Consider the following 12829-nt stretch of genomic DNA (forward strand, 5'->3'; position numbering starts at 1 on the left):
ATAAAAAATTATAAATGTATTTTTCGTTCATTATTCCTGTTTACAATCGACCAGACGAGGTGGATGAGTTATTGGAGAGTTTGACAAAGCAAACATATAAGGAGGCTTTTGAAGTGGTAATTGTAGAGGATGGGTCTAAAGAAGATTCGCGTGCTGTTGTTAGTAAGTATGAGGATAGACTAGAGATATCTTATTATTATAAAGCGAATTCTGGGCCAGGGGCTTCGCGCAATTATGGCATGGAACGAGCAAAGGGAGAGTACTTTATTGTATTAGACTCCGATTGTATTATTCCACAAGAGTATTTAACTACAGTGGATCAGTATCTCAAGGAAGAGTATGTGGACTGTTTTGGAGGACCCGATGCGGCGTTAGCGAGTTTTAGCGATGTACAGAAAGCAATAAATTATTCTATGACCTCTGTTCTAACTACAGGTGGAATAAGAGGAGCTAGTGAACGTATAGGAAAGTTTCAGCCAAGAAGTTTTAATATGGGAATTTCAAAAAAAGCTTTTTTAGCTAGTGGTGGTTTTGGTAAAATACACCCTGGAGAAGACCCTGATTTGACAATTAGGTTATGGAAGTTAGGATTCGATACTCAGTTGTTTAGTAAGGCCTATGTTTATCACAAAAGGAGAATTGATTGGAATAAATTTTTTATTCAGGTCAATAAGTTTGGAAAGGCACGTCCGATATTAAATCAACGTTATCCTGAAACGTCAAAGATAACATATTGGTTTCCAGCTTTATTTATGGCAGGCTTATTGTTAAGTATTATAATGACATATTATACATTTGTTTTTATTTTATGTTATATCTTTTATTTTATGTTTGTTTTTTTAGGTTGTTTAATAAAAGAGAAGAATTTTAAGATAAGTTTATTAGCACTTGTGGCAATTTTTATACAATTTTACGGCTACGGTATAGGCTTTGTGAAATCTAGTTATATTTTATTTGTAAAAAGACAAGAAGCAGAAGTCGGAATGCCAGAAATGTTTTTTAAATAATATATAAGGTATGGCACTTATAGTTGGACTAACTGGAGGAATAGGCAGTGGAAAGACCACTGTAGCTAATATGTTTGCAGAAGAGGGGATTCCTATTTATATAGCAGATGAAAGAGCTAAACAGATTATGGATCGGGCTGATGTAGTGGAAGCAGTACAATCTATCTTTAAAGAAAACGTTAAGATAGGAGAGGTGTTAGATCGCAAAAAAATAAGAGAAATTGTTTTTGATAATAAAGAATTACTAAATCAATTAAATCAAATTGTACACCCAGAGGTTAAGAAGGATTTTGAGCGTTGGAAGGAGGAAAATGACGCTTTTCCGTTTGTAATTAAGGAGAGTGCAGTTCTTTTTGAAAATAATTTGAATAAACAATGTGATTTAGTTATCTTAGTTACAGCTCCTGAGGAAGTACGCTTAGCCCGTGTAATGGCAAGGGATGGAGTATCTTTAGATAACGTTGAAAGTATTATGAGGAACCAATTGAAAGATTCTGACAAAATACCCTTTAGTGATTATGTTATTACTAATATTAATAAAGATTTGGTAAAAAAAGAGGTGAAAATGATAATTAATGATATAATAATCAAAATTTAAACAATTACCATCGTTAATTTTATGTTAATCGCCGTGTAGAGTATTTTTTTTAATGTTAATTTTGAAAAAATAATGAGTAAGGTCAAATTTCGACTTTTAGTAGGGATAATGAGTTTTTCTCTTATAGGAATAATCATTGTTCAAATGTATTGGATAGTTAGCTCTTATAGAAATAATGAAGAGCAGTTTAAGTATCATGTACAACAAGTATTAGGAAATGTAGGTAGTGGACTACAACAAAATGAAGCTACGGAGTTTTATAGAATGTATAATCAACTTAAAGATAGTATAGGAACGCCACCTAAACAAAGTGAGTTGAAACAATATTACATAGTAGAACGAAATCCTACTACTAATGAACAAATAGTATACTCGAATATTTTAGTCTTAGAAGATTATAATATAAAGAGTTCGTTCTTTGATAAGAAAGCAGATAGTTTAAAAGTCAAGAATTTCGTTTCAAAACGAAAAACAGAGATTTATAAAGGAGATGATTTAGATAGGAGTAGTCTTAAGCAAAATTATCCTGACGAGGTTATAGAACAATCTGGTAATCTAGATATTTTAGATAAAGCACAATTTGATATTTACTTTAAGGATATTGTTGCTCTAAGAAGTATAGATGAAAGGATTTCTAAAGCTAAATTGAGAGAGCTCTTAGAGAAAGAGCTTAAACAATATGGGGTTAATGCTAAGTTTGAATTTGGTATTTATAACAAAGGGTTATCAACCAAGATTAAGTCAGAAGATTTTATTTATGAAGAAGGTTCTACTTATGGAGTGCCAATCTTCACAGATAATGAGAATAGAAGTAAATACCAACTGTATATTACTTTTCCAGAAAAGAGTAAGTATTTATTCTCTTCGTTAATAGGGATAACACTATTGTCAATTTTGTTTACGATGGTTATTATCGCAGCATATTTGAATGCGATTAATCAATTGATTAAACAAAAGCAAATATCTGAGATTAAGACAGATTTCATTAACAATATGACTCATGAGTTTAAAACGCCTATAGCTACAATTAATTTAGCTTTAGATGCAATTAAAAACCCAAAGGTTATAAATGATCCAGAAAAAGTTGATCGTTATTTGAAAATGATTCGAGACGAGAATAAAAGAATGCATGCGCAAGTTGAAAATGTTCTTCAAATCTCAAAATTAGAACGACGTGAGTTTAATGTAGACAAAGAAGCAATGGATGTCCATGAAGTGATAGAAAATGCTGTAGATCACGTAGGATTAATTATTCAGGATAGAGGAGGAGAAATAAACTTGAACTTAGATGCTCGTAGAAGTGATGTGTTAGGAAATGATTTTCACTTTACTAGTGTGATAGTAAATATTTTAGATAATGCTATCAAGTACTCTAAGGATGTGCCAATTATAGATGTGTATACTGAAAATGTAAAAGATTTTATCTTAATCAAAATTCAGGATCACGGTGTAGGAATGAGTAAACAGGCTCAGAAGAGAATCTTCGACAAGTTTTACAGAGAGCACACAGGTGATTTACACAACGTAAAAGGTCATGGTCTAGGACTAGCATATGTTCAACAAATTGTAGAGGTACACAATTCTCAAGTTTATGTTGAGAGTGAAAAAGGAAAAGGAAGTACCTTTATTATAAAAATGCCATTAATAAATTAAATATAACATGGAAACAACAAACAACAAAAAGATTTTATTAGTAGAAGATGATCCGAATTTCGGTGCAATCTTAAAAGATTATTTAGCCATCAATGATTTCGAAGTTACTTTAGCTAAGAATGGAATGGAAGGATTCGAAAAATTCAAAAGAGATACTTTTGATTTATGTATCCTAGATGTTATGATGCCTTATAAAGATGGATTTACTCTAGCCAAGGAGATCCGTGATAAAAATAAAGAGGTGCCTATCATTTTCCTTACAGCGAAGTCAATGAAAGAAGATGTATTGAAAGGTTATAAAGTAGGAGCTGATGACTACCTAAACAAGCCATTCGATTCTGAAGTATTATTAATGAAAATCAAAGCGATTATTCATAGAAAATCGTCTGAAGTTAAAACAGATAATACGAAGTTCGAATTCCAAATTGGTAAATTCCATTTAAATTCTAAGTTGAGATTCTTAACTTTTGAAAATGATGAGCCAATTAAATTATCTCCAAAAGAGAATGAATTGTTAAAGATGTTAGCAATTTATGAAAATGATTTAATGCCACGTGAAGTAGCGTTAACTAAGATTTGGAGAGATGACAACTATTTCACTTCTCGTAGTATGGACGTATACATCGCTAAATTAAGAAAGTATCTTAAATTAGACGAAACAGTAGAAATCTTAAACATTCACGGAGAAGGATTTAGACTTGTAGTGAAAGAAAAAGAAGAAAATAATTAATTAAGCCACAAAAAAGGGAAGCATTTGCTTCCCTTTTTTATTTTATATAAGTTAAAGTTATTGATTCTTTTTCGGACTAATAATTTTAACGTCTTGAAATGCTATTGCTCCTCTTATAATACTTAAAATAACCTCATATAAAGCATTAATAATTTGAAGCTTTAATTCGTTGTCTGTATAGATTAAACTAATCTCTCTAGCAGGCTTTGGATCAGCAAACTGTATTAAGTTATTTTTGTCATCTTGATTTAAAGAAAGTGTGTGTAGGTATGGTAATAGTGTGTAACCTAGACCTTCTTTAGATAGATTTATTAAAGTTTCAAAACTTCCGCTTTGTAATTTAAAGTTTTTGCTTTCTGCAGTAGATTTGCTGTTACAGATATTGATTATACCATCTCTAAAACAATGTCCATCTTGTAGTAAAAGTAACTTTCTTAGATCTAGGTCTCCTTGATGAAGTTCTGCTCCCATTTCTTGTCTAAAATTTGCAGGAACATATCCTACAAATGGTTCGTAGAATAGAACTCTTTCTTTAATGTCAGACTCTTCTAAGGGAGTAGCAACTATAGCAGCATCCAGATATCCATTGCGAAGTTTCTGAATAATCTCTTCAGTTGTATATTCTTCTATAATTAGGTTGACCTTATTGTACTTATTTAGAAATGTTTTTAGGAACATAGGAAGTAGAGTAGGGGCTATAGTAGGTATCATTCCTAGTTTAAACTCTCCCCCAATAAATCCTTTTTCTAGATCAATAAGATCTTTAATTCGATCTGATTCATTGACAATTTTCTTTGCCTGTTGAATAATAACTTGACCGATAGCCGTAGGCTGAATAGGTTTTGTGCTTCGGTCAAATATTTGTACCTCGAGTTCTTCCTCTAACTTTTGGATTTGCATACTTAATGTAGGCTGTGTAACAAAAGTTTTTTCTGCAGCAAGTGTGAAGTTTTTATGTTCTGCTACTGCTAATACATATATTAATTGTGTTATCGTCATTCTTTAAAACCAATATTTTGTCTAAGTTATGCAAAATAAAGGAAAATGTTTTTATTCATAATCTATTTTCTCTAGTTCCGTATAGTTTTTCATTAATCGTTTGATTAATAAACCATAGATTAGACGGTAGTATAACCATAGTAATCCTAAAAATACACCACATATAATAATAACAATCACTGCGCTAATTAAAGCCGTAGGTAAGGTCAACTTATCATCATGTGTCAGAATATCAATCAATATAATAATGAAAGCTATAAAGAAGATAATTAGGTTAGTATAGATATAATAGTTAACTGTCTTTTTTGTCTTTAGAATAGATTCCATTAATAATTTAGTGGAATCAGCTACAGATATTTTTTTATAATTTAAATAGAAAATAGTAATAAATATCACTGATATTCCTAATGATAACCAATCTAAGTTATTGATCATAAAAGCATAGATAGGGCCAATATCATTTCTATTTACGTCTGATCCGAATAAATAACTAAAACCATTTAATACAATAAATTCAATTATACTAATGATAAATATCCACATGACGATAGAAGACGATTTCTTATGTATCATCTTTTGTATCTCTTCAGTAGAGATCTTAGGGAATTTTTGGTCGCTATTCCAGTGTTTTTTTAATAAATCTAACTCCTTCATATTCTATTGCCTCTAGGGATTTAATATCTTTTTAAGTTTGCTTTTTATTCTATTCATTTTTACCCTAGCATTGACTTCACTAATACCTAATGTCTCTGCTATTTCTTCATAATTTTTATCTTCTAAATACATGAATACTAATGCTTTTTCAATATCGTTTAGCTGTTGAAGAGCTTTATACATTAGTTTTAATTGCTCTTCTTCTTGATAATTGTATTCAGAATATTCAAATTTGCAAAATGTACTATCGTAAGGTATGGTGCTTAGTTCTCTTGTTTTTTTACGATATAACGAGATGGCTGTATTTAATGCTACTCTATAAGCCCATGTAGAGAACTTAGAATCTCCTCTAAACTTTGGGTAAGCGTGCCATAGTTGAATAGAAATTTCTTGGAACAAGTCTTTATGAGCTGCTTCATCGACTGTATATAGTCGACAGACTTTGTGGATAAGGTTTTGATTCTTATCCAAAAGAGCAACGAATTCTTGTTCCAAATGTTTGTTCATGCCTATAAGTAGTCTAATGTTACGATTTGTTACAATATTTTTAAAAAATATATTTTTAGTTATAGAGTAATCAGTTTAGGATAATTACTAGAACATGAGCGCAGATATTATTTTCCTAAATATTTAGTAAGTAATTGGTCAAAGTCTACTTCTAAGTGGTTAATATCTATTACAGTTCCATTCTCGTCTAAAACAAATACTGTTGGAATATTTTTAACTCCATATTGTAGTTGAATTTCATAAAGATTATAGATATGAAGCCAATTAAGACCTTCTTTTTGTATGCTTTCTATCCATTCCTCTTTATTATCATCTAAGGCAATACTAAAGATGTTCAAGCCTTTATCATGATACTTTTCATAAATAGATTTTATGGTAGGCAGTGTTTCGTGACATGCAGGACACCACGGAGCCCAGAAGTGAATAATGGTTACTTTACCAAGATTATCGTATAGTGAAATCACTTCTCCATTAGGATCTTTACCTGAGATGTCTAACGCTTTATCTCCAATTTTTACTAAAGTATTGGCAGCAGAATTGTCTAATAGGTTTTTAATAGCTATACCTATATTAGATTGCTTAATATTATCAGCTAGTTGATTATAATATAATTTAGCCTCATTAGTATCTATATTTTTATTGTCTATTCGCTGAAATAAAATTACAGAAGACGTGAATGAATTGCTATGTTGAGTTAGTTGATTTGTGATAATGTCATTAATGTCTTTTACATAGACTTTAAATTCATTTGATAACCTTTCAAGAACTTCTCTGTTATTATCTTTTATAGCTTGTGTTAAGATATCTTGATTCGTATCTCTATACGCATTAGCTTCTTTCTGTACTCTTTTTATATTATTGTGAAAAGCATTTAATTCATTATTGTTTTTTGTACCAATAGCAGAGGTGCTTAGATCATCATTATAGTCATATTGAAAATTAATAATACCATTTTCTAAAACTACTAATTCCGTAACGTTTTCAGATAACTCTAATAGTGCATAAGTAGGGTAAGTTGTGTTACCTTTAAATTCGAATGAGTTGTTTTTTAAACGAACAGAATCTATTGCGTCAAAATTATTAGTTTCAGGATTTAAAACTTTTAAATAGATCATTTCTCCCTCAGAAATGTTTTTTGTTATTCCCTTTATTAGAAAACCTTTATCTTTTATAGTAAAACTCATTAATAGAAAGGCTATAATTACTAAAGGTAGTGTTCTCATTGGATGTATTTTTAATATAATTTGTAAAGATTAAATATAATAAAATATTACTGATTATAACGGAGATATTAGAGTATTAAAAAAGGGTTATAGAAACTTCTATAACCCTTTTATTTTCTATATCTTAAGTAGATATTTATTTGTCTAAGATTTCTTGAACTTTAGCTCTAAGTTTTTTACCTCTTAAGTTTTTAGCGATTACTACACCATTTTCATCTAAAAGGTATGTCGCTGGAATAGCACGTACCTCATAATTTTGAGCGATTGGCTCTTCCCAGAACTTTAAGTTAGAGATTTGATTCCAAGTTAATTTATCTTTAGCAATTGCTTCGATCCATTTTGCTTTATCCTTATCTAAAGAAACACCAATGATGTTTAATCCTTTAGGGTGGTATTCTTCATATAGAGCTACTACATTAGGATTCTCTGTTCTACAAGGACCACACCATGATGCCCAGAAATCAATAATAGTTAATTTACCTAAACTTTCTTTTAAAGAAATTTCTTTTCCTTCTGGAGATGGAGCACTGAAATCAGGAGCTTTGTCACCAATTTTTACTTTAGCATCAGGAATAGCGTCTAATGCTGTTTTAAAAGCTTTTGCTACAGTAGTGTTCTTTAATGTTTCATCAAATTTATTGAATTTTTCAACTAATTCTTCTTTGATGTATTGTCCTGAACCAACTGTTTTTGATAAATAGACTAAAGTAGTTAATGAATTAGCGTTATTATCAATGTAATCTTCTACATACTCATCATACTTTTCTGCTAATGCCATATAACCATTGATAATAGCATCTTTTTTAGCTTGGTCTTGAGCTTCGTTAGCTTGTTTAAAAGCCTCTTGGTTATCACCTTGGTATTGGACTAAAGCTCGCTCTAATTCGTCAACTTTTTTAGTGAATGCTGTATATTCATCATTGTTTTTAGTACCTGTTACGCTACTGTTTTCTGCTTTTTCATTATCGTATTGAACAACGATTTTACCATTTTCTAAAACGAAAGGTAATTTTCCTGGTTCTTTACCAAATGAAAAGAAGTTTTGGTCTAGACTTTCAGCAGCTCCTTTGAAGGTGAATGCATTGTCTTTAATTTCAGTAGAGTCAATAGCTACTGTACTACCAGTTGCAATATCAATTTTCTCAATATATACTTTAGTTCCATCTGTTAGACCTTTAGTTTCACCATTGATTGTATAACCAGTAGCTTCTTTGTTACATGAAGCTAGTACAGCTACAGCTCCAAGTACTGTTAAAATTTTTTTCATCGATTTTGTTTTTTAGTATTAGAAATACAAGTTATAATTGCATTATATGAACAAATATACTTAAAAAACTAGATTAAGCTAAAATCAGCCTAAAAAAGTCTATAAAAGTTTTATGAATTGAATTAACAGCATTATCCAACCAATTACTAAACACACTCCTCCTAAAGGAGTTATAGGGCCAAGTATTTTTATTTTCTTCTTAAATGTAGCACTTAAGGTTAATCCATAAATACTGAAAGAGAACAAGAATACACCAATGATGATGATATTAACTGCTCTTGTAATATGAATATGTGCAGGCATTAATCCTAAGATTAGTAATAGGATAGCGTGGTACATTTGATATTTTACGCCTACTTCAAAGCTTTCTAAACGTTCAGCTGTCATGTGTTTTTTTAGAGCATGTGCTCCAAAGGCACCAAATATAATAGCTAGTGCGCCATATATTGAGCCTGCTATGAGGGGTGTTGTATTAACTAATTCCATATATTTATTTAATTAAAAGTGAGTTGTCCTAATATTTCTTCTGACATAAACGGTCCGCCAGGGTATCTAGCGGTGTAATCCATGTTTAACCATATTTGACCACGTTCGTCTATGTGATAATGTATCTCTTTACCTTTACTTTCTTCTTTAAAAAGAACTTCTTTAATAAGGTAGATTACCTGTTCTAGATCTCCTTTATTTGGGATTAGTAGTTCAGGATACATATGTTCTTTAGTATGTATCAATCTTGGGGTTGCGCCTATAGCTCTGAGAAGTCCTGCCATTAATACAGAATAGTCATCACAATCTCCTGAGAAATGCTGTAATGATTCTGATGCTGTAGCGATATATTCTCTTCCCTTAGGGTCATTTACATAATTCCACTTCGTACGTACTTCTTTAAAAATAGCTAAAGATTGTACTATTTGTCTATAATGTTGAGTATTTGGAATATTGCTAAAGTGTTTACGTGTAGTTGCTAAAGCATAATTCCTTACTATAGGTTTATCATATTCTATCGCTGGGATTATTTTACTCTTATTAGGAAAAGGGAGTAGTTTAGAAATGATAAGATCTTGCGGTTTAGGATCTTCTGCCATCGCATAGATCATAACTTTATAGTCTTCAAAAACAGCATTATAACCATAACCACCAAAGAAAGAATTTACAATAAGAACAATCAAATAAATGATAATCAGCATATTCAAGACTAATTTCATCTTTTGAAGTAAGAACTGTAATATACCTACAATAGATAAAAATAGAATGATACGATCTAGTTGGTATGGCCAGTTCGGGTCATCTATATTTTGATGAATAATAATAAAAATAGGAATAGTGATCAGTACGTTAAGTATAAGTATGATGATATTGTCCCAAGGTTTTGGGACTCTCAAGTACTTAAGCCAACTTTTTTCAGAAACTTTATCCGGTAATTCTGTATTATTACTCATCGTAGTCTATGGTCAAAACTATATTATAAAACGGTTTCGCTGTATTTAATAGTATTAGTGATTATATTTAAATCTACTAATTGTTCTTGTGTTTTATTAAAGTGTTTTTCTGACAGTTGTCTTTGAGACCATTTAGTCATACTTAGCCATTCTTTAACATCATCTATATTGATATTATATTTACTAGATAATGTACGGTCAATAGAAGGAATCATTTTGAACTCTTCTGTAGTAGCGTTAATACATTCCAGTAGATTGTCAATTAATCCTTTGTTTTTATTTAGGAATTCATTGTTCGCAACTAATACAAAAGAAGGCCAAGGAGTAGGACAGTCGCCTAATCTTCTAAATATCCCTTGGTCAACTATTGGTTTAGTCATAAAATGTTCCCACATAAAATAATCTGCTTCACCCTTAGTTAGTGCTTCTACTGCATTATCTAAAGTGTTGACGATAACGAACTCAAGATTATCAATATCCCAACTCATCTTTTTTGCATGAACAATTGCCATAAGGTGTGAACCAGATCCATATCTACTGATAGCAATTCGTTTGCCTTCTAAGTCTTCTATTTTTTGATATGGAGAATTATGTGCTACATGTATTCCCCATTGTAGAGGAGAGGCTACATATTCTTGTATGATAGTTGTTGGATTTCCTTCAGATATATCTTTTATAATTCCTTCAGTAAGTATAACAGCGAGATCTGTTTCTTTATCTCTTAGCATCTGACACATTTTACCTGTACCTTCAGGTATGTCTGTCCATTTTAAATTTATGCCAAGTTCTTCGAATTCACCATTTTCTATACATAATTGCCACGGTAGGTTGAAGTGCTCAGGCACTCCGATAATATTTACATTTGCCATTTTAAATCGTACTACATTTTTATGCTAAGATAGTAAAATAGGGCATTTTTTAGATAATATTTTAAGAGTAAAACAAAAAAAAACTCTACTAAAAAGAGAGTAGAGTTTTTATTTATTATTAAGGTTTCATTGAACCTTTTTCTTGGAAGCGAATGTGGAATTTGAAAGCTTCTTCTAATACATGTGGAGTATGTCCTCCTCTTTCTTTTGCTCTTTCGTAGTAATCTCTTAATTCTGCTTTGTATTCTGGGTGTACACAGTTCTCTATGATTACCTCTGCACGTTCTCTAGGAGATAACCCTCTTAAGTCTGCTAGACCTTGGTCTGTAACTAGGATGTCTACATCATGCTCAGTATGGTCTACGTGAGATACCATAGGAAGTACGTGAGAAATATTGTTTTCTTTAGATGCTGCCTGTGTAACGAAAATACTTAAATAAGCATTTCTAGCGAAGTCTCCAGATCCACCGATACCATTCATCATTTTACTACCTCCGATATGAGTAGAGTTTACGTTTCCGTAGATGTCAAATTCGATAGCAGTATTGATAGCGATAATACCTAATCTACGAATAACCTCAGGAGCATTACTAATGTTCTGTGGGCGTAGTACTAGTTTATCTTTATATTGTCCAAAGTTGTTAATGATTTTTCCATAGCACTCTTCAGTAACAGTAATAGAAGATCCTGATGCAAAAGTCATTTTTCCAGAGTCAATTAAATCAAAAGTACTGTCTTGTAATACTTCAGAATACATCGTTAAGTCGTGGAATGGGCCATCAATAAAACCAGTTAATACAGCGTTAGCTACTTTTCCGATTCCTGCTTGTAATGGTAAAAGAGAGTGAGTTAATTTGCCTTTTCTAACTTCTTCTTCGAAGAATTTAAGTAAGTGACCAGAGATAGCAGAAGTTTTAACGTCTGGTTCTGGTAATTGAGCAGGAGTATCTTCTATACTAGAGTAAACAACTGCAATCACGTCATCTGGATTTAGACGAATAAAGTTTTCTCCTATTCTATCTTTTACTGTGTGAATAGGGATGATTTCTCTACGTGGTTGTTTGATAGGTACACTATTATCGTGTACTCCTTCTATTTCTAAAGGAATAGCTGTATTTACTTCAATGATTATTTTTCTAGCTACACTAGCGAAGTAAGCAGAGTTACCAATAGATGTGGTAGGAATGATAAATCCTTCTTCGTTAATATAAGTAGCCTCAATGATAGCGATATCTACTTGAGGAATATGTTTCTCTTGAAGTTGTTCGATTGTTTCACTTAAGTGTTGATCGATATATTTTACTTGCCCACTGTTTATAGACTTTCTTAATACTGAATCTGCTTGGAAAGGCATTCTTCGGATTAAGGCATTGTTAGTTGCTAAGTCAGCGTCAGTAGTTTGTCCTAATGAGGCACCAGTTATTAAGGTAATTGCAACATTTTCTTGTGCTGCACGTAGTGCAAATGCAGGTAATACAGATTTACTATCTCCAGCTTTAGTGAAGCCACTAGCTCCTACTACTGCCTGATCATGTATTAAGAGAGCAGCATCTTCTGCTGATACAATACGCTCTCTGTATGGCGCGTATTTTATCCTCTCTAGTTTCGAGTCTTCTTTCGTCATTTCAAATAAAAATTTTAAGCACCTTAAATTAAGTGCATTTATTTGAAAGAGTCAAATAAAATAAACGTATATATTAATTATATTGATTAATATAATTTATTTATTAAAAAAATACGATAATGTTTAAAAATTTAAGATATAAAAATGATACTGTTATGTGAGGGCTTTTTTGTTAATTTTTTGCTATTATTTTATAAGTACTAAACTTGGTAATAAGGCTTTTTGTAACTTAGTTTATTGAATTAATCTTGAGAAAGAC

Annotated in this window: 13 protein-coding genes; 4 read left to right on the forward strand and 9 right to left on the reverse strand. The window is 31.3% G+C overall.

All coding sequences use genetic code 11. From position 1 onward, the window contains the following. The first annotated feature begins 14 nt into the window (after positions 1-14). The 4 genes from AABL87_RS03635 to AABL87_RS03650 all read left to right on the forward strand — a co-directional run bounded on the left by AABL87_RS03635 (position 15) and on the right by AABL87_RS03650 (position 3988). A complete protein-coding gene (locus AABL87_RS03635; protein ID WP_006259050.1) occupies positions 15-1007 on the forward strand; it encodes a glycosyltransferase in 993 nt (330 codons plus the stop codon). Positions 1008-1017: 10 nt separating this feature from the next. Then, entirely contained in the window at positions 1018-1605 is a 588-nt protein-coding gene (coaE, locus tag AABL87_RS03640) for a dephospho-CoA kinase (RefSeq protein ID WP_006259049.1), read from the forward strand. Between the two features lie 144 nt (positions 1606-1749). Continuing rightward, complete coding sequence (locus AABL87_RS03645; RefSeq protein ID WP_006259048.1) at positions 1750-3258, forward strand: sensor histidine kinase; 1509 nt, start codon at positions 1750-1752, stop codon at positions 3256-3258. Positions 3259-3265: 7 nt separating this feature from the next. Beyond that, positions 3266-3988, forward strand: a complete 723-nt coding sequence (locus tag AABL87_RS03650) for a response regulator transcription factor (protein ID WP_006259047.1) — start codon at positions 3266-3268, stop codon at positions 3986-3988. Between the two features lie 57 nt (positions 3989-4045). Here the strand turns inward: AABL87_RS03650 and AABL87_RS03655 are convergent, their stop codons facing one another. From AABL87_RS03655 to AABL87_RS03695, 9 genes are all read right to left on the reverse strand, one after another. After that, positions 4046-4987, reverse strand: coding sequence for a LysR family transcriptional regulator (locus tag AABL87_RS03655; protein ID WP_006259046.1), 942 nt, complete (start codon positions 4985-4987; stop codon positions 4046-4048). Positions 4988-5038: 51 nt separating this feature from the next. After that, positions 5039-5641 (reverse strand): hypothetical protein, encoded by a 603-nt coding sequence (locus AABL87_RS03660; RefSeq protein ID WP_006259045.1) that lies wholly within the window; start codon positions 5639-5641, stop codon positions 5039-5041. Between the two features lie 12 nt (positions 5642-5653). Beyond that, positions 5654-6148 (reverse strand): RNA polymerase sigma factor, encoded by a 495-nt coding sequence (locus AABL87_RS03665; protein ID WP_006259044.1) that lies wholly within the window; start codon positions 6146-6148, stop codon positions 5654-5656. Between the two features lie 107 nt (positions 6149-6255). Next, the gene (locus AABL87_RS03670) at positions 6256-7371 is read right to left on the reverse strand and encodes a TlpA disulfide reductase family protein (protein ID WP_006265185.1); all 1116 of its coding nucleotides are present in this window, start codon (positions 7369-7371) and stop codon (positions 6256-6258) included. 136 nt (positions 7372-7507) lie between these two features. Next, a complete protein-coding gene (locus AABL87_RS03675) occupies positions 7508-8638 on the reverse strand; it encodes a redoxin domain-containing protein (protein WP_006261065.1) in 1131 nt (376 codons plus the stop codon). A gap of 99 nt (positions 8639-8737) precedes the next feature. Continuing rightward, positions 8738-9124: a DUF423 domain-containing protein gene (locus tag AABL87_RS03680; RefSeq protein ID WP_006259041.1), complete on the reverse strand. Its 387-nt coding sequence runs from the start codon at positions 9122-9124 to the stop codon at positions 8738-8740. Between the two features lie 8 nt (positions 9125-9132). Next, a complete protein-coding gene (locus AABL87_RS03685) occupies positions 9133-10077 on the reverse strand; it encodes a transglutaminase-like domain-containing protein (protein WP_006259040.1) in 945 nt (314 codons plus the stop codon). A 23-nt stretch (positions 10078-10100) separates the two neighbouring features. Next, positions 10101-10946 (reverse strand): substrate-binding domain-containing protein, encoded by an 846-nt coding sequence (locus AABL87_RS03690; protein WP_006261066.1) that lies wholly within the window; start codon positions 10944-10946, stop codon positions 10101-10103. A 118-nt stretch (positions 10947-11064) separates the two neighbouring features. Then, positions 11065-12570 carry a succinate CoA transferase gene (locus AABL87_RS03695; RefSeq protein WP_006259038.1) on the reverse strand — a complete coding sequence of 502 codons (1506 nt, stop codon included), beginning with the start codon at positions 12568-12570 and terminating at the stop codon, positions 11065-11067. Between the last annotated feature and the right edge of the window lie 259 nt (positions 12571-12829).

This window comes from Myroides sp. C4067 (assembly GCF_038039665.1).
GTDB lineage: Bacteria > Bacteroidota > Bacteroidia > Flavobacteriales > Flavobacteriaceae > Flavobacterium > Flavobacterium odoratimimum.